At 70.1% G+C, this 16,920-nt stretch carries 20 protein-coding genes; 13 read left to right on the plus strand and 7 right to left on the minus strand.

Going from position 1 to position 16,920, the window contains the following annotated elements; translation table 11 throughout:
- Positions 1–62: 62 nt before the first annotated feature.
- Entirely contained in the window at positions 63–1,772 is a 1,710-nt protein-coding gene (locus HDA39_RS05630) for an alpha/beta hydrolase (protein WP_184794175.1), read from the minus strand.
- 93 nt (positions 1,773–1,865) lie between these two features.
- Complete coding sequence (locus HDA39_RS05635; RefSeq protein WP_184794176.1) at positions 1,866–2,492, minus strand: TetR/AcrR family transcriptional regulator; 627 nt, start codon at positions 2,490–2,492, stop codon at positions 1,866–1,868.
- A 55-nt stretch (positions 2,493–2,547) separates the two neighbouring features.
- Between HDA39_RS05635 and HDA39_RS05640 the strand changes: the two genes are divergently transcribed.
- The 3 genes from HDA39_RS05640 to HDA39_RS05650 are packed head-to-tail and all read left to right on the plus strand — an operon-like array spanning position 2,548 to position 4,452.
- Positions 2,548–2,838 (plus strand): hypothetical protein, encoded by a 291-nt coding sequence (locus tag HDA39_RS05640; RefSeq protein WP_184794177.1) that lies wholly within the window; start codon positions 2,548–2,550, stop codon positions 2,836–2,838.
- A 20-nt stretch (positions 2,839–2,858) separates the two neighbouring features.
- Positions 2,859–3,833: a VOC family protein gene (locus tag HDA39_RS43620; RefSeq protein WP_184794178.1), complete on the plus strand. Its 975-nt coding sequence runs from the start codon at positions 2,859–2,861 to the stop codon at positions 3,831–3,833.
- A gap of 31 nt (positions 3,834–3,864) precedes the next feature.
- On the plus strand, positions 3,865–4,452 hold the full coding sequence (locus HDA39_RS05650) for a DinB family protein (protein WP_184794179.1): 588 nt from the start codon (positions 3,865–3,867) through the stop codon (positions 4,450–4,452).
- Here the strand turns inward: HDA39_RS05650 and HDA39_RS05655 are convergent.
- Complete coding sequence (locus HDA39_RS05655; RefSeq protein ID WP_184794180.1) at positions 4,430–5,392, minus strand: NADP-dependent oxidoreductase; 963 nt, start codon at positions 5,390–5,392, stop codon at positions 4,430–4,432. The two genes, HDA39_RS05650 and HDA39_RS05655, sit on opposite strands and share 23 nt — an antisense overlap.
- Before the next feature lie 70 nt (positions 5,393–5,462).
- Here HDA39_RS05655 and HDA39_RS05660 point away from each other — a divergent pair, with 70 nt between their 5' ends.
- On the plus strand, positions 5,463–6,458 hold the full coding sequence (locus tag HDA39_RS05660; RefSeq protein ID WP_184794181.1) for a GlxA family transcriptional regulator: 996 nt from the start codon (positions 5,463–5,465) through the stop codon (positions 6,456–6,458).
- On the opposite strand, the gene HDA39_RS05665 is transcribed toward HDA39_RS05660, so the two are convergent.
- The gene (locus HDA39_RS05665; RefSeq protein ID WP_184794182.1) at positions 6,459–6,854 is read right to left on the minus strand and encodes a cupin domain-containing protein; all 396 of its coding nucleotides are present in this window, start codon (positions 6,852–6,854) and stop codon (positions 6,459–6,461) included.
- Between the two features lie 211 nt (positions 6,855–7,065).
- On the opposite strand from HDA39_RS05665, the gene HDA39_RS05670 reads away from it, so the two are divergent.
- Complete coding sequence (locus tag HDA39_RS05670; protein ID WP_337925639.1) at positions 7,066–8,001, plus strand: GlxA family transcriptional regulator; 936 nt, start codon at positions 7,066–7,068, stop codon at positions 7,999–8,001.
- Positions 8,002–8,071: 70 nt separating this feature from the next.
- Positions 8,072–8,950, plus strand: a complete 879-nt coding sequence (locus HDA39_RS05675) for a phosphotransferase (RefSeq protein WP_184794184.1) — start codon at positions 8,072–8,074, stop codon at positions 8,948–8,950.
- Here HDA39_RS05675 and HDA39_RS05680 read toward each other — a convergent pair.
- Positions 8,947–9,555, minus strand: coding sequence for a GNAT family N-acetyltransferase (locus HDA39_RS05680; protein ID WP_184794185.1), 609 nt, complete (start codon positions 9,553–9,555; stop codon positions 8,947–8,949). The genes HDA39_RS05675 and HDA39_RS05680 overlap by 4 nt on opposite strands.
- 236 nt (positions 9,556–9,791) lie before the next feature.
- The gene (locus HDA39_RS05685; RefSeq protein WP_337925640.1) at positions 9,792–11,009 is read right to left on the minus strand and encodes a DUF418 domain-containing protein; all 1,218 of its coding nucleotides are present in this window, start codon (positions 11,007–11,009) and stop codon (positions 9,792–9,794) included.
- Positions 11,010–11,196: 187 nt separating this feature from the next.
- Here HDA39_RS05685 and paaA point away from each other — a divergent pair, with 187 nt between their 5' ends.
- The 7 genes from paaA to HDA39_RS05720 all read left to right on the plus strand — a co-directional run bounded on the left by paaA (position 11,197) and on the right by HDA39_RS05720 (position 16,297).
- The gene (gene paaA, locus HDA39_RS05690) at positions 11,197–12,120 is read left to right on the plus strand and encodes a 1,2-phenylacetyl-CoA epoxidase subunit PaaA (protein WP_238355983.1); all 924 of its coding nucleotides are present in this window, start codon (positions 11,197–11,199) and stop codon (positions 12,118–12,120) included.
- Positions 12,117–12,395, plus strand: a complete 279-nt coding sequence (paaB, locus tag HDA39_RS05695) for a 1,2-phenylacetyl-CoA epoxidase subunit PaaB (protein ID WP_184794187.1) — start codon at positions 12,117–12,119, stop codon at positions 12,393–12,395. Before paaA ends, paaB begins: the two co-directional genes overlap by 4 nt.
- Complete coding sequence (gene paaC, locus HDA39_RS05700; protein ID WP_184794188.1) at positions 12,392–13,135, plus strand: 1,2-phenylacetyl-CoA epoxidase subunit PaaC; 744 nt, start codon at positions 12,392–12,394, stop codon at positions 13,133–13,135. The genes paaB and paaC overlap by 4 nt, the downstream gene beginning before the upstream one ends.
- Positions 13,129–13,608: a 1,2-phenylacetyl-CoA epoxidase subunit PaaD gene (gene paaD, locus HDA39_RS05705; RefSeq protein WP_184794189.1), complete on the plus strand. Its 480-nt coding sequence runs from the start codon at positions 13,129–13,131 to the stop codon at positions 13,606–13,608. Before paaC ends, paaD begins: the two co-directional genes overlap by 7 nt.
- Positions 13,608–14,693, plus strand: coding sequence for a 1,2-phenylacetyl-CoA epoxidase subunit PaaE (gene paaE / locus HDA39_RS05710; RefSeq protein ID WP_184794190.1), 1,086 nt, complete (start codon positions 13,608–13,610; stop codon positions 14,691–14,693). The genes paaD and paaE overlap by 1 nt, the downstream gene beginning before the upstream one ends.
- A 75-nt stretch (positions 14,694–14,768) precedes the next feature.
- Positions 14,769–15,575, plus strand: a complete 807-nt coding sequence (locus HDA39_RS05715) for a metal-dependent hydrolase (protein ID WP_184794191.1) — start codon at positions 14,769–14,771, stop codon at positions 15,573–15,575.
- Positions 15,572–16,297 (plus strand): leucine-rich repeat domain-containing protein, encoded by a 726-nt coding sequence (locus HDA39_RS05720; RefSeq protein ID WP_184794192.1) that lies wholly within the window; start codon positions 15,572–15,574, stop codon positions 16,295–16,297. The genes HDA39_RS05715 and HDA39_RS05720 overlap by 4 nt, the downstream gene beginning before the upstream one ends.
- Here the strand turns inward: HDA39_RS05720 and HDA39_RS05725 are convergent.
- Positions 16,294–16,827 (minus strand): hypothetical protein, encoded by a 534-nt coding sequence (locus HDA39_RS05725; RefSeq protein WP_184794193.1) that lies wholly within the window; start codon positions 16,825–16,827, stop codon positions 16,294–16,296. The two genes, HDA39_RS05720 and HDA39_RS05725, sit on opposite strands and share 4 nt — an antisense overlap.
- Positions 16,828–16,920 lie beyond the last annotated feature (93 nt).

Below are 16,920 nucleotides of genomic sequence, written 5' to 3' on the forward strand. Positions count from 1 at the left end.
ATTGTGACGGAAAGCTGGCGGTCCGTGCCGGAAATTGCGGTGATTTGCCGGGGCGAGTGGCGTTATTCGTGCAGATAGCCGGAAAGGTCGCGGGTCATTCCCGCGATCCGGTGCAGTGGTGTTCCTTCCGCGCCTTCCGGGGGAGTCATCGTCGGTCCGGGCAACCCCTCGCCCTGGCAGGTGGTGTCCTTGGCCGGCGCGCGGCCGGAGCTGAGGAACGCGTCGACCAGCTGGTCGGCGCACTTGTTCACGCCGCCGTAGATGCCGTGGTCGCCTTCGCGGGCGATCGTGATCAGCCGCGAACCGGCGTACCGGCGATGGGCGGACTGGGCCAGCGACAGGTTGGTCGCGGGGTCGTGCACCGACTGGACCATCAGCGTCGTCGGCAGCCCGGCGCCGGTGGGGGTCGGCAGCGTGCGCCGCGGGCGATCCCAGGACAGACAGGGGTTCTCGTTCATGCCCCAGCCGAGCAGCGGGTAGTGCGGGCCGAGCCGGGCGGACAGGATGTCGCCGTACTCGCGGCCCTGTGGCCACTCGCTGTCGTTGCAGGTGACGGCGGTGAAGGTCGCCTGCTGGGCGTCGTCCGCGAACGGCCGGCCGAACGGGCTGAGGCCGATGGCCGGCTTCGTCGCGCGCCGGACGAGCTGGCGCTGGCGCTCGACCGACAGGGCGTCGACCTTGCGTTGCGCGGCCCGTGGACCGCCGGCGGTCTGGGCCTTGGACAGGTCGCGGAGAAAGGCGAGATCGGTGGCGAGGCTGAAGAAGTCCGCTTTTGTATACATATCGCCGACGACGAGGTTGTCGAGGGTGTTCTGGTCGTAGGTGATCTTGACCGAACCGTCGAGGTATTCCTCGACCGCCGGTTGTTTCTTCAGCTCCGCGCGCAGCTTGTCGTAGGTACGGATCACCAGTCGCGGAGTGTTACCGAGTTTCAGCTCGCGGTCGTACCTGGCCGCCCAGGGCGCGAAGTCCTCGCGGAAGCGGCGCTCGAAGGCCTGCGGCTGGGCCTCGAAGGTGTTGATCCACGGGCGGGTGAAGTCGGTGTTCGAGTCGAGCACGAAGCGGCCGACGTGCTCGGGGAAGAAGGTCTGGTAGTACGCGCCGAGCCAGGTGCCGGCCGAGTAGCCGACGTAGTCGATCGTGGCGTAGCCGAGCAGGTGCCGGATCAGGTCCATGTCCTGCACGGTCTGCGCGGTGTCGACGTACGGGAGCAGGCCGCGGGACTGCTGGTCGCAGTACGGGCGGGTGAGCTCGGTGGCCTCGGCGATCAGGTCCAGGTTCGCGGGGTCGCGGTCGCGGGCGTCCATCGTGTAGCCGGGCGCGCCCTGGCAGCTGACGTTGGAGCTGTCGCCGGTGCCACGCGGGTCGAAGCCGACGGCCAGGTGGTCCTTCGCGAGCGCGGCCCGGCCGGCCAGGAACGGCGCCATGCCGAGGCCGGCGCCGCCCGGTCCGCCCGGGTTGCCGAAGACGACGCGGCTGGGCTTGCCCTTGACCGGTGCGACCTTGCTGACCGCGATCTGGATGTCATCCGCCTTGTTGCCCTGGTGCCACCAGTCGCGGGGCGCGGTGATCTTCGCGCAGCTGACGCGGAGCGCGGGATCGCCGCAGGTCTTCCAGACAGGCTTCTGGTCAAGGTAGCGGTTGGCGACGTAGCCGGGTCTCTTCACCACCGGCGCCGGCTCGATGGCGGCGGTCGCGCCGGAGCCAGGGACGACGAGCAGGGCGGGAACACTGATACCGAGGCCGAGCGTGGCCAGGGTACGGAACTTCATACATCCTCCATGCGTGACGGGACCGTCGCAATCTGTCACGTCAACGGTCCGCGGTCGAACACCACCCCCGGCCCGTCGACGGCCGGCCGTCTGCTACGTGCAGAGCTGCGGCCTGAGGACGTCGTAGGCCCAGTCGGCGAACTGCTCGCTCGTCCAGCCGCGGGTGGTGACGAGGAGGAGGTAGAGCTCGGTGCTGAGTACGGCGTACAGGATGTCGGCGGCGTGCCCGGTGGTGACGCTCTTCTGGGCGCCGGGCTTGGTGAGCAGGCTTCGCGCTGTCTCGTTCTGGACGATGAGGCGGGGGTCTGCGTTCGGCCAGAGATCGGCGACGGCGGCGTCCGAAGCGGCTGCCGCTTCGAGCATCTTCATGATCGGGGCGACCCTGCTGAGCACCTCCGTGGTGCCGACGACGTGGGCTCGGAGGTGCTGGTCGGCCGTCGTGCTCGCTTGCGCCTCTCGGAACCACGGCCGGTCCATCGTCGCGACCGGTTCGTCGTCGCCGGCGATCGAGCGGTCGACCACCTGCTTCAGCACGGTCTGCTTGTTGCCGAAGCCGTAGTAGATGGTCTGGACGGCGACGCCGGCGGCCTGAGCGATGTCCTGCAGGGCGGTCGCGCCGTACCCGTCCCGGACGAACAGTTCGGCGGCCGCGTCCAGCACCTTGGCGCGGGTGATCCGCGACTTCTCGGTTCTGCCGTCGACCTTCTTGACCTGGCTCATGTTTGTAGTCTATCTCTAGAGTTAATTACTAGAGTTCAACTACAAGGAGTTTGCGATGAGTGTTCTGCGACTGACTCGGCTGACCGTGGACGCCGCCCGGGCGGACGAGATGCTGGTCCGCCGGGCCGCCCTGATCGAGGCGGTCCGGCGGACGACCGACGGACTGACCGACACCAAACTGGCCCGCGTCGACGAGGAAACCTGGCTGGACGTGTGGCGCTGGGACTCCGGCGAGACCCTCGACCGGGTCGCGGCCACGGCCCCCGCCCTCCCTGAGGCCCAGGCCGCGTTCGCCGTCGTACGGGACGCGCAGGTCGAGCGCTACGACCTGGTGGACGAGCGGTAGGGCTGGTTGAGTTGTTCGGCATGGTGGACAACTCGGCTGATCTGGTGGAGCGGGCGCGGCTTGTGGTCGAGGCGCTGGAACGGGACGACGTCGAGGGCGTTGCCGCGGCTCGGTCGTCGCGGCTTGCGGGCTGGGAGCCGGGGCCGTGGATGCGGGACGTCTGGGCCGCGCGTCTGCAGGCGGCGGCCGGGTCCGGTCGCCGCCTGGTCGCGGGGTGGAAGGTGCACGACGAGATGGCTCGCTTTCGGCTCGAAGGTGACGGTGGCGAGGCCTTCGTGACCGTGCTGCTGGACGCGGAGGGGCTCGTCGGGCTGGATGTCGCCGCGGAGCTCCGGGACTGGAGGTTCGGGATCTGCATCGGGTGTTCCGGCGAGCAGCAGGACGAGCTTCGGGCGTTCTGGGAGCGGCTGGTCGAGGCGCCGCTCAGCTTCGGTGACGGGTTCGGTGCTGCGCCGCGGTGGCCTGATCCGGCGTACCCGCAGCAGTTGCATCTCGACGTTGCCGTTCCCGACCTGGAGGCTGCTGAGGCCGACGTACTGGCTGCCGGCGCGACGAAGCTGCGGGACTCAGGGGACTTCCGGGTGTACGCGGATCCGGCGGGACATCCGTTCTGTCTCTATCCCGGTGAGGCCCGGGAGTTGGCGCGGGTGGTGATCGACTGCCCGGATCCCTTGGTGCTGGCGGATTTCTGGTCCGGCCTGCTGGGGATGCCGGAGCGGGTCGAGGAGACGGCGGACCGGATCGTGATCGCCCGGCCGGACCGGCGGCCGCCGATGATCGCGCTGCAGCGAGTGGAGGACTACCAGCCGCCACGGTGGCCGGATCCGGAGTTTCCGGCGCAGCTGCATCTTGACGTCTTCTTCGACGACCGGGAGGAGCGGGAGCGGCTCGCTCTGCGGCTGGGAGCGGTGAAGGTGCCGCCGCAGGGTGGGAGCTGTCCCGTGTACGCCGATCCGGCGGGGCATCCGTTCTGTCTGTGTATGACGGGGGAGTAGTTCTGTCGGCGGTCGGATCTAGGGTCGGACAATGGGAACTGGCGAACAACTGATCGGGCAGTTGGAGTTCTACTGGGACGTGCATCTGCGGCCTCGGCTCGAGGGGTTGAGCGACGAGGAGTACCTGTGGGAGCCGGCACAGCCGAGTTGGTCGGTACGGCGGGACGGCGCCGGGCGGGTGGTGTTCGACATCGAGGACCCGGCGCCGGAGCCGCCGCCGGTGACGACGATCGCCTGGCGGCTGGTGCACATCGCGGTCGGGTGCTTCGCGATCCGGGCGAACACGTTCTTCAACGACGGGACGACCCCGGCGGACGCGGGCATGTTCGACCCTCGGCAGATGCCGGCGGAGCTTCCGCTGACCGCTGCCGAGGGCTTGGCGTTTCTGGATCACTGGTACGCGCGGTGGCACGACGGCATCCGCTCGCTGGACGAGGAAGGGCTCGCCCGGCCGCTGGGTCCCAAGGGCGGCCCGTACGCCGAGGACTCGATGCTCGCGCTGATCACGCACCTCAACCGCGAGACCATCCACCACGGCGCCGAGATCTCGCTGCTCAGAGACCTGTACCGCGCCCGCGGCTCGAGGGCGGCCGGGATCAGTTCGCCGGGGCCACGCTGAGGACGATCTTGCCGGTGGCCTGGTTGGTCTCGCCGCGGCGGTGGGCCGCGGCGGCCTCGGCCAGTGGGAAGACCGAGTCGATCTCGACCCGGAGCTTGCCTTGGGCAACGAGGTCGGTGATCGCGGTGAGCGCGCGGCGGTCGGGCTCGACCAGCGTGAACTCGGCGCGGATCCCCCGCCGCCTGCCCTCCTGTGCGGTCGGCTCGTCGACCGGGAGGATGGACACGTACGAACCGTCGTCCTTCAGTACGTCGAGCGACCGCCGACCGGTGTCACCCGAGATCGGGTCGAAGACCAGGTCGACCGGCTGCGCCCGCAGTACGTCGGCGAAGTCGGCGGTGCGGTAGTCGATGACCTCGTCGGCCCCGAGCGATCGGACGAACTCGTGCTTGGCCGCGCTCGCCGTACCGATAACGTACGCGCCGAAGCTCTTCGCGATCTGCACCGCCAGGTGACCCACCCCGCCCGCGGCCGCATGCACCAGCACGCGCTGCCCCGAGCGCAGCCCGCCGGTCTCGACAAGGCCTTGCCAAGCGGTCAGTGCGGCGAGCGGCAGGCCGGCGGCCTGCTCGAAGCTCAGCGCCTCCGGCTTGCGGACGAACTGCCGCGACGGGGCAACGACGTACTCGGCGTACGCGCCCGGCAGCACCGGGAACTTCGGCATCCCCAGCACCTCGTCGCCCACCTGCACCCAGGTCACGCCGACGCCGACCTCCTCGACGACGCCGGCCACGTCGAACCCCAGGATCACCGGATCGCTCCCGCGCCCGCCCTCCGCGCGGCCCTTCCAGTCCGTCGGGTTGATCGCCGCCGCATGCACCCGGACCAGGATCTCGGTCGCCCCGGGGCTCGGCCGCCGGACTTCCTCCAGGTGCAGGACCTCGGGCCCGCCGGCGCCTTTGGCGACCACGGCCCGCATCGTCTTCTCGTTCGCTGTCATGCCCCGAGTCTTTCGCGGCGCCGCCCCCGTGCCCACTGGCCTGATGGACATCATGTGAAACTATCGGGCCATGTCTGTTCGCCCGGCCCGCCCGCACCGCGTCGCCGTACTCGCGCTGCCCGGCGTCGTCCCCTTCGAGCTCGCCATCCCGGCGCGGATCTTCGGCGGCGCCTTCGCCGCTGACGATCCGCTGTACGACGTGCTCACCTGCACGCTCGACGGCGCTCCCGTGGAGACCGTCGACGGCTACTCGATCACCGTCCAGTACGACGCCTCGGTGCTCGCCACCGCCGACTCCGTCGTGATCCCGCCCTCGCATCAGCTCCAGAAGATCCTCGACTCCGCGGGTCAGCTCGATCCTGCTGTACTGCGTGCGCTCGAGCAGATCCGCCCAGGGACGCGACTGCTGGCGATCTGCACGGGCGCGTTCGTGCTGGCCGCGGCCGGTCTGCTCGATGGCCGGCCGGCTGCGACGCACTGGGCCGGGGCCGAGCAACTCCAGCAGCTGTTCCCCGCTGTCGCGGTCGATCCGATAGTGCTCTACATCGACGACGGCGACGTGCTGACCTCCGCCGGCGCGGCCGCGGGGATCGACTTGTGTCTCCACGTCGTACGCCGTGACCACGGGAGCGCCGTCGCCAGTTCGGTGGCCCGCGCTTGCGTCGTACCGCCTCGACGGGACGGCGGCCAGGCGCAGTACGTCCGCCGCCCGATCCCGCCCGCACGAGACGGCGGTACGGCGGGCACCCGCGCGTGGGCGGTCGAGCAGCTCGGCCGGCCGCTCAGCCTCGTCGAGCTTGCCGAGCACGCGCGGATGAGTGTCCGGACCTTCACCCGGCGATTTCGCGCCGAGACCGGGGTGAGCCCCGGGAGCTGGCTGGCGATGCAGCGGCTCGACTATGCCCGCCAGTTGCTGGAGGACACGGAGCTGACCGTCGACCAGATCGCCGACCGCGCCGGGCTGGGCACGGGGACGAACCTGCGCCAGCAGCTGCGCGAAACCGCTGGGGTGTCGCCTACGACCTATCGGCGGATGTTCCGCAGCGAAGAGCTGGCGGAGGCGTAGTCACGGATTCTTCGTCAGTGGGATCCCTGTGTGGGTCCGGATGTGGTCAGGGATCGGCTCATGGCGGTCGCCGGTGGTGGGGATACCGGCGGGCTCGATCACGACGATCGACGCGCCGCCGTCGGAGAACGGGCGGTGCTCGACGCCGCGGGGCACGACGAAGACCGAGCCGGGGGAGAGCGTGACGGTGCGCTCGTCCGGGTCGCGGAGGGCGATACCGAGCTCGCCGTCGAGCACCAGGAACAGCTCGTCGGTGGTCTCGTGCAGGTGCCAGATGTAGGAGCCGGCCACCTTCGTCACCCGGACGTCGTAGTCGTTCAGCCGGGCCGCGATCCGCGGGCTCCAGAGGTCGTCGAAGGTCTTCAGGACGGCGTGCAGGTCGACTGGTTCGTTCATGGGTCCAGCCTCAGCGGTACGCCGGGTGTGGGGTGAGTGCTAGAAATGGCGTGTGCCGAAAGAATCCTCGCAACACCGCGATCGTCCGCCGGCCGACCGTCACGGAGGCGAGCGCGGCGGCGCGCCGGAGGACGCGGGCCGTCGAGCGTCCCGCCTGACGGCCTCCGCGCGGTCGCCCTCCGCGGACCCGGCGCCCCCTGTGCATCGGGTCGTGGTGATCGTCGACGCGGGGTCCAACCCGTTCGAGCTCGGGGTGGCGACCGAGTTGTTCGGACTGCGGCGACCTGAGCTCGGCGTGCCGTGGTACGAACTCGCGCTCTGTACGCCGTCGCCCGAGGTGCCGATGCATCTGGGGTTCTTCACGCTGAGCGGCGTCGGCGACCTGAGCGAGGTCGACACCGCCGACACGGTGATCGTCCCCAACCGGCCCGACCCTGAGGAGCCGGTCTCGCCCGCGGTTCTGGACGCCGTACGACGTGCTGCCGCGCGCGGCGCCCGGTTGGTCAGCTTCTGCACCGGCGCCTTCACGCTGGCGGCGGCCGGCGTACTGGACGGCCGGCGGGCGACCACGCACTGGCGCTGGGCGGCGTCGTTCGAGCGCAGGTTTCCTGCGGTGGGTCTCCAGCCCGACGTCCTCTTCGTTGCTGACGGCAACGTCTACACGGCGGCCGGGAGTGCCGCGGCCCTGGATCTCGGCCTGCACCTGATCCGCACCGACCACGGCGCCGAGATCGCGAACGCCGTCAGCCGGCGCCTCGTCTTCACAGCCCACCGCGACGGCGGCCAACGCCAGTTCATCGACCAGCCCGTCCCTGCCGTCGCAGACACTTCCCTCGCACCGCTCCTCGCCTGGGCTCGCTCCCATCTCGCCGACCCGCTGACCATCACCGACCTAGCCGACCGAGCAGCAGTCAGCCCCGCCACCCTCCACCGCCGCTTCCAGTCCGAACTCGGCACAACCCCACTGGCTTGGCTCACCACCGAACGAGTCGCCCTGGCCTGCCGCCTCCTCGAACGCGGTACCCCGGGACTCGACCGCATCGCCCGCCAGTCCGGCCTGGGTACCGCCACCAACCTCCGCCTCCAACTCAAACGCACCACGGGTTTGACCCCGACGACGTACCGGCGTCGCTTCACGCTCGCCTGACAATCAGCCGCCCCGCCGGCGCTTCATAAACAGTTGGCGCCGCGGGTGCGGGCCGGGGTTGGCTGGAGTGGTGGACGACTGGGCGAACATCCGAGCCGACCTCGAGCGGCGCAGCGGCGAACCGGTGCTCGCCTTCGAGCCGGCGTCAGGCGGCTCTGGCGGCATCAAAGGAATCGTTCGGACGACCAACGACCAGTACTTCCTCAAGGCCGTCCCACTCTCGTCCCCATGGCTGGCCGACTGCCGAGTCGAGGCGTCGGTGACCAGCCCGCACTCGCCCCGCTTGCGATGGACGGCCGAGTACGCCGGCCACCTCGTCCTCGCCTTCGACGTCGCGCCGGGGCGAGAGCCGACTGAGCCCTGGCCTGAAGCCGATCTTCGTCGGGTCCTCGCCACTACCGATCGCCTTGAGGCAACGGCGACGGGTGTGCTGCCGACGGTGGTCGATCGGATGCGGGGGCGGTGCAGCACCTGGTGGGTGCTTGCGGAGTACGGCGTACGGGATCGGTTGAGTGTCGGGCAACTGTCGGCGTGGGAGCGCCTCAATCTCAGGCGGTTGGCTCAGGTCGAGGGGGAGTGGGAGCGGCTGGTTGCCGGGGATCAGCTGCTGCACTTCGACCTTCGGCACGACAACCTGCGGCTGGGCGACGACGGGCGGGTCTGGGTGCTCGACTGGGGTCGGTCCTGCCGGGGGCCGGGGTGGGTTGATGCGGTGTGTCTGTTGCTGGAGTCGTCGATCGGGGCGCTCGATGCGGAGGTGCTGTTCCGGCAGACGGCGCGTGGGGCAGCGGCTGATCAAGCCGCGGTGGATGCGTTCCTGGTGGCGTTGGCGTCGTACTGGCGGCATGCGGGGAGCCGGCCGGCTGACGAGGCGAGTGCGTGGATCCGTCCACGGCAGGTGCGGTCGGGGCGGGCGACCGTGGAGTGGCTGCAGCGGCGGTGGGGTTAGTCGTCGGTGCCGGGGGCGGCGTGGAGGCGGATTTGTTTGATGCGGACGGAGGCGTCGCCGTACAGGTCGAGTTCGCGGTGGGCGCCGTCGGGGGCCCAGCCGGACTCGGTGTAGAAGGCGCGGAGGACGTCGTCGGTGGCGTTGACCCAGACGGTGATGCGGGTGAAGCCGTCGGCGCGGACGGTGTCGACGACCGCGTTGAGGAGGCGGGAGCCGTGGCCGGCGCGGGTGGCTTCGGGGTCGACCGCGAGCTCGGCGATCAGGGCGTCGTGGCGGGGGTCGCCGTCGGGGTCGTCCGAGGGGGTGATCGCGGCGAAGCCGACCAGGTCGCGGCCGGCGAGGGCGACCATGACGCGGTTGCGGGCCTCGCCGGGGGCCAGGAGCGCGGCGCGCCACTGGGCGGCGAACTGGGCGGGGCTGAGGTCGAGCAGTACGTCGGGCGGGAGGAGGCCGTCGTACGCGCGGCGCCAGGCTGCTACCTGGACCTCGCCGATCGCGTTCGCCTCGGCGGGGAGGGCGAGGCGCACGCTGGTCTCCGCGATCGGCGAATCTCCGTGCATTGCTGCCAGGTTTTCTGGTTCTGGTACGCCGAACTCGCTGCTCATCTGTCCATCCTCCCAAAGGACTTCAGAGGAGAAGAGGGGAGGTGCCCCTGGAGGGTTGGTGGTGATGCGGCCGGGGAGGTTGGTGGGGGCTGAGGTTGCTGCGGCCGGGAAGAGATATGAGAGGGGCGTACGGGTGGTCGCGAGGTGGGGGTGGGCTTGAGGTGGGCGTGGCGAACGCCCGCTGGCGGAGGGGCCGGCGGGCGTTCGTCGGAGTGGGTAGGTGGGTCGGCTGGGGGTTAGCGGCCGTAGACCAGGCGGCGGAGGAGGGTTTCGGCGGGGCCTCGGTAGGTGTTTTGTTTCATGGCGTAGGCGGCGATGACTGAGATGGTCCAGACCGCGACGGCGCTGGTGGCGGCGGCGAGGGCGGGGCTGCCCAGGTGGTTGGCGAGGTGGGGTCCGTACGGCGCGAGCAGGAGGGTCCAGCAGATCGACTGGAAGAGGTAGCCGCTCATCGAGCGCTGGCCTAGGGCGGAGATCGCGGTGAGTGGGGTGCCGAGCTGGTCGGTGCGGCGGGTTTTCAGGAGCTTGGCGACGATCAGGCCGAAGAGGGCGACGTACCCGGGTCCGCCGAACTGCCCGCTGATCTGGGCCAGGAACTCGAAGGTACCCAGAGCGTCCCCATCGACGTGCAGCCAGCCGGCGCCGACCAGGCCGAGCGGCAGCCCGCCGAGGACGGTCACGCTGAGGCCGACGACCGCGACGCGGGTCAGCAGGGTCTTGTGGGCTTCCGGGCGCTCCAGGATCTGCCGGCGCGCGGCCCACATGCCCAGCCAGACAACCACGATCAGCCCGGTGACGAACGCGGTGTGCGCCGGGTACTCGTGCAGCCGGTCGACCAGAGCCGAGCCCCAGCTGTCGGCGGCGAGCGACGGGTTCGGGCTGTTGACGATCGTCGCGGCCGGGCCGGACGAGTTCAGTGCGGCGATCAGGGCAATCGCACCCGTGACGACCACGTAGACCAGCTGCAGCGCCCAGATGACCACGATGATCCGGTGGAACTTGTCGCCCCGGTTCAGCAGCAGCAAGGTGCAGGCGACGCCGATGATGCCGTAGGCGCCGAGGAAGTCACCGAAGTACAGCAAGGTCGCGTGCACCACGCCGAAGACGATCATCCACAGGTGCCGCTTCAGCAGGATCGAACGCACGGCGCCCACCGAAGCGCCGGAGTTCCGCTGCCGCCGGGCGAGCTGGACCAGCCCGTACCCGAACATCACGCCGAAGACCGGGTACGCCCGGGCGTCGACGAGCGTCAGCTTGAGGAGGTTGAAGATCCGCTCGAGACCGTGCGGACTGCCGTTCACGCCAGGCGCGCCGGCGAAGGCGACGTTGGCGGCGTTGGCCAGGGCGATCAGCAGCAGCATCGCGCCGCGGATCAGGTCGGGGGCGAGTGCGCGTTCCCGCCCGGTGACGGGGCCGCGGTGATCGACGGCCGGGGGAGTCGCTGTGGGTGCCACGGCGGGACGTCCTTCCAGGAAACTGTGCAGGCTTTGAACTGTTACCTGAATCCTGCCGCCGCGCACGGCGTGCTCCCAGCGGCCTGACACCCCAGAAGAGGTGGTGCTACCACCACCCCGTCCGCTCTTGTGACACTTTTCGTCCGAAGTGGCGAACAAGTGTCACAACTGGGCTATGCTGACGAGCATGGACAGCTTCCAGGCCACCATCGACGCCGACGGCCGGATCGAGCCGCGGGACGCGATGCCGGAGGGGTACCGCAAGACCCTGATCCGGCAGATCGCCCAGCACGCGCACTCCGAGATCATCGGCATGCAGCCCGAGGGCAACTGGATCAGCCGCGCGCCCTCGCTGCGCCGCAAGGCGATCCTGATGGCCAAGGTCCAGGACGAGGCCGGCCACGGTCTCTACCTGTACGCCGCCGCCGAGACGCTCGGCGTCGACCGGGCCGACCTGCTCGACCTGCTGCACAGCGGCCGGCAGAAGTACTCCAGCATCTTCAACTACCCGACGCTGACCTGGGCCGACATCGGCGCGATCGGCTGGCTGGTCGACGGCGCCGCGATCGTCAACCAGGTCCCGCTGTGCCGCTGCTCGTACGGGCCGTACGCGCGGGCGATGGTCCGGGTCTGCAAGGAGGAGTCGTTCCACCAGCGGCAGGGCTTCGAGATCCTGCACACGCTGTGCAACGGCACCGAGGGCCAGAAGGCGATGGCGCAGGACGCGCTCGACCGCTGGTGGTGGCCGAGCCTGATGATGTTCGGCCCGCCGGACGCCAGTTCGACGCACTCCGAGCAGTCGATGGCCTGGGGGATCAAGCGGCACAGCAACGACGAGCTGCGGCAGCGGTTCGTCGACATGACCGTGCCGCAGGCCGACGTACTGGGTCTGCGGGTTCCCGACGACGGCCTGCGCCTGAACGAGGAGACCGGTCACTACCGCTTCACCGAGCCGGACTTCGCCGAGCTGTACGAGGTTGTCAAGGGCAACGGTCCGTGCAACCAGGAGCGCCTGGCCCACCGGGTCAAGGCGCACGAGGACGGCGCCTGGGTCCGTGAGGCGGCCGCGGCGTACGCGGACAAGAAAGCACAGAAGGAGAACGCCGCATGATCGAGCCGCTCTGGGAGGTCTTCGTCCGGTCGCGCCGCGGCCTGTCGCACACGCACGTCGGCAGCCTGCACGCGCCCGACGCGACGATGGCCCTGCGCAACGCCCGCGACGTCTACACCCGCCGTCAGGAGGGTGTCTCGATCTGGGTCGTGCCCGCCGCCGACATCACCGCGTCCAGCCCGGACGAGAAGGACGAGTTCTTCGACCCGGCGGGTGACAAGGTCTACCGGCACCCGACGTTCTACACCGTCCCGGAAGGCGTCGACCACCTGTGAGCGACCTCTTCGCCTACACGCTCCGGCTCGGTGACGACGCGCTGATCGCGGCGCAGCGCACCGCAGAGTGGATCGCGGCCGCCCCGCAGCTCGAGGAGGACGTTGCCCTCGGCAACATCGGGCTCGATCAGCTCGGCCAGGCCCGCTCGCTGCTCCAGTACGCCGGGCAGGTGGAGGGCGCCGGCCGGACCGAGGACGACCTCGCCTACTTCCGCGACGAGCGCGACTTCGTGAACCTGCAGCTCTGCGAGCTCCCGAACGGCGACTTCGGGCACGCGATGGCGCGGCTGCTGTACTTCGCGACGTACCAGCACCTTCTGTACGAGCAGCTGCTCACCTCGACCGACGAGACGCTCGCGGGCGTGGCCGGCAAGGCGGTCAAGGAGGTCGCCTACCACGTCGATCACGCGACCCAGTGGGTGCTGCGGCTCGGCGACGGGACCGAGGAAAGTCACCGGCGCATGCAGGCCGGGCTCGACGCGCTGTGGCCCTACATGGCCGAGCTGTTCGAGACCGACGACCTCGTACGGCGGCTGCCGGGCGTGGCCGTCGACGCGTCGACGCTCGAGGAGGAGTGGGTCCGCCGGGTGACGCGCGTCATCGACGAGTCGACCTGCGAGCGGCCCACGTCGCCGTACCAGCACACCGGTGGTCGCGACGGCAAGCACACCGAGCACCTGGGCTACCTGCTCGCCGAGCTGCAGCACGTCGCGCGTTCGCACCCGGGGGCGACATGGTGACCGACACGGCGATCTGGGACGCCGTCGGCGAGGTGGCCGATCCCGAGGTGCCGGTGCTGACGATCGCCGACCTCGGCGTACTGCGTGACGTCCGGCACGAGGGCGACGAGGTGGTCGTGACGATCACCCCGACGTACTCGGGCTGCCCGGCGATGGACCTGATCCGGCACGAGGTCGAGCTGACGCTGGACTCGCTGCACCTGAAGGGCCGCGTCGAGACCGTGCTGTCGCCGGCCTGGACGACGGACTGGATGAGCGAGTCGGGCAAGGCGAAGCTGACCGAGTACGGGATCGCCCCGCCGACCGGGACGCGTGCGGTCGGTGGACCGGTCAGCGTGTCACTGACGATCCGCTGTCCGCTCTGTGGATCGCCCGACACCTCCGAGCTGAGCCGCTTCGGGTCCACGTCCTGCAAGTCGCTGTGGCGGTGCAACTCCTGCCGCGAACCCTTCGATCACTTCAAGGCGATCTGATGAGTACTGTGCAGCCCCGTCGCCGCGCGACCTTCCACCCGCTGACCGTCCAGGCGATCGACGCGATCACCGACGACTCGGTCGCGATCACCTTCACCGTCCCGGCCGAGCTGGCCAGCGAGTACGAGTTCACCGCCGGCCAGCACCTGACCGTACGGCGGACCGGCGAGGACGTCCGGCGCAGCTACTCGATCTGCTCGCCGGCCGGCTCCGGCGTGCTGCGGATCGGCGTGAAGAAGATCCCCGGCGGCGACTTCTCGTCGTACGCCGCGAACGTGCTGAAGCCCGGCGACACCATCGACGTGATGACGCCGCTCGGCCGGTTCGGGACGACGCTCGACCCGGTGCACGACAAGCACTACGCGTTCGTCGCGGCCGGCAGCGGGATCACGCCGGTGCTGTCCCTGGTGGCGACGATCCTGCAGGTCGAGCCGCTGAGCCGCGTCACGTTGCTGTACGGCAACCGCACTGCGGGCTCGGTGATGTTCGCCGACGAGCTGGCCGACCTCAAGGACCGGTACGCCGAACGCCTGCACCTGGTGCACGTCCTGTCGCGCGAGTCGACCGAGGTCGAGCTGTTCAGCGGCCGGATCGACAGCGACCGGTTGCGCCGGATGCTCGACACGATCCTGCCGGCCAAGACCGTCGACGAGTGGTTCCTCTGCGGGCCGTACGCGATGGTCGTCGGCGCGCAGGAGCTGCTGCTGGAGCAGGGCGTCGCGCGCGAACAGGTGCACGCCGAGCTGTTCCACGTCGGCGACGAGGCTCCGGTCGCACGGGTCGAGGAGACCGTGGTCGACGAGGACGCGGCCGAGGTGACCGTGATCCTCGACGGACGGCGCTCGACGTTCCCGCTCGGCGAGCACGCGAAGGCGGTGCTCGACGCGACGCTCGCCGTACGGTCCGACGCGCCGTTCGCCTGCAAGGGCGGCGTGTGCGGGACGTGCCGCGCGAAGGTCGTCGACGGCACGGTCCGGATGGACACGAACTGGGCGCTCGAACCGGACGAGATCCGGGCCGGGTACGTGCTCACCTGTCAATCGCACCCGACGTCCGCGAAGGTCACACTCGACTTCGACGCCTGAGCGTTGCGGTCCCCGGTTCTGTCGGTGGGCGCTGAAAGAATCGGCGGCTCACGACAGAGGGGGTGGGGCGCCGTGATGGGGCGTTCGCATGCGTTGTCCGGCTGGTGCGCGGGGCTGGCCGTCGCGCCGGTGGTAGGTCTGACCTCGGTGGCCGAGGTGGTGCCGTTCGCGGCCGCGACCGCGGGGTACGCGCTGCTGCCCGACCTCGATCACCCGGGCGCGAGCGCGTCGCGGCTGCTCGGCCCGTTGACGGGGTTCGTGTCGAACGTGATCCGGGCGTTCTCCGCGTTGCTCTACTCGCTGACCAAGGGACCGCGCGACGAGGACAGCACGGGTCAGCACCGGCACTTCAGCCACACGGTGGTCGCGGCCGTCCTGCTCGGCTTCGCGACGTCGAGCGCCGGTGCGGCCGGCGGGTGGCGGACGGTTCTCGCGATCGCGTTGCTCGGACTGGTCCTCGCGGCCGACGTCCTGGGGGACTGGGTGCTGCTGGTCGTGATCGCGGCCGGCGGCTGGACGATCATCGGCGGCTGGCTGCCCGGTACGTCGGCGGTCGAGGCGCTGCGCGGCGGGCTGGACGGGATCGGCAGCTGGATCGGCGTGGCCGTTGCCCTCGGCATGTTCGTGCACTGCCTCGGCGACAGCCTGACGCGATCCGGTTGCCCGTGGCTGTGGCCGCTGCCGATCCGGGGCGAGACCTGGTACGAGATCCGTCTGCCGAAGCTGCTGCGCTTCCGCACCAACGGCCCGGTGGAGAACCTGCTGATCGCGCCGGCGCTCGTCGTCGGCTCGTTCCTGCTGCTGCCAGGTGCACTGGCCGTCGCCGCCGATCTCGCCGCGACGATCTGGTCGACGACCTCGGTCTGGATCGCGGGCGGATGAAGCGCACGATGAACCTCGGCGGCCAGGCGCTGAGCGAGGTGCCGCCGCTCCAGGAGCACACCGGGCTGCGCGAGCTGTACCTCCACGACAACCAGCTGACGGGGCTGCCCGACTGGCTCGGCGACTTCCGCGAGCTGCGGATCCTCGACCTCAGTCACCAGCCGCTAGGCGCGCTGCCGGACTCACTCGGGCAGCTGACCAGCCTGGAGTTCCTGTACGTCAGCGATCTCGCCGTCCGGGCCCTGCCCGATTCGCTGGGTGAGTTGGGCTCGCTGCGGTACCTCGGGGCGACCGACAACAACCTGCCCGTCGTACCGGAATCCCTGGGGCGCTTGCGCGAACTCGTCGAGCTGCGGCTCTACGGGAACCAGCTGACCGTGCTGCCGGACTCGTACGGCGAGCTGAGCTCGCTGCGCGAGTTGCACCTCGACCGGAACCCACTGGCCGGTGTGCCGGGGACGTTCGACCAGCTGACCGAGCTGCGCGTGATGAGTCTGCGCGGTACGGCGCTGACGGAGTTCCCGGTGGCGCTGAGTCGGTTGCCGCGACTGCGGCACCTGGACCTGCGAGCCAACCGGATCACCTGGTTGCCCGACCTCGGACCTGACGCGTTCCCGGTGCTCGAGAAGCTCGACCTGCGCTGGCTGGACCTACCGGTCGTCCCCGAGTGGGTGCACGCGCTGGAACGCCGCGGCTGCCTGGTCTACCGGACTGCTGCCTAGCGGTAGTCCTGCGGGCGATCGGCCAGGTCCTGCGGACGACCCAGCAAGTACGACGGCGCGCCGCCGGCTTCGAGCGCGGCGGCGAACCGCTGCTGGTTCCGCGTGCCGGGGAGGACCTCCAGCACGATCAGCGGGATCGCCAGCACCGCGCCGACCAGCACGACCCAGAAGCTGTCGGCGACGAAGCCCAGCGCGATCGAGACCAGGAAGGTCGCCTCGCACAGCGCGAAGCGGACGAAGGTCGACGAGGTGAAACGCCGCCACGACTCGGCCTGTACGTCGGCCGGGCGGCCGCCGTACGGGAGGGGAGCGGTGCGGAAGCCGACCAGTTCGCAGATCGCGTAGGCCCCGACGGCGGCGGCCAGGACGACCAGCGGCGCCCAGACCGCGGGGAACGGGCCGAGCCCGTCCTCGGCGAGCACGAACCAGAGCACGAGCACCAGCAGCGGAACGGCCATCAGCATCGTGCGGACCACCAGGGTCAGCGAGGCCGCGGCGGCAGGGCGGGTTGCGTTCAACGGGTTCGACACGGAGAGAACGCTATCTCCTGGTCGATCCAGCGTGGCAGTACGCTGACGCTGACATGCTTGTGCCGCTGAAAACCCCTGTCCGGTCGACGGAAA

Source organism: Kribbella italica, from assembly GCF_014205135.1.
GTDB lineage: Bacteria > Actinomycetota > Actinomycetes > Propionibacteriales > Kribbellaceae > Kribbella > Kribbella italica.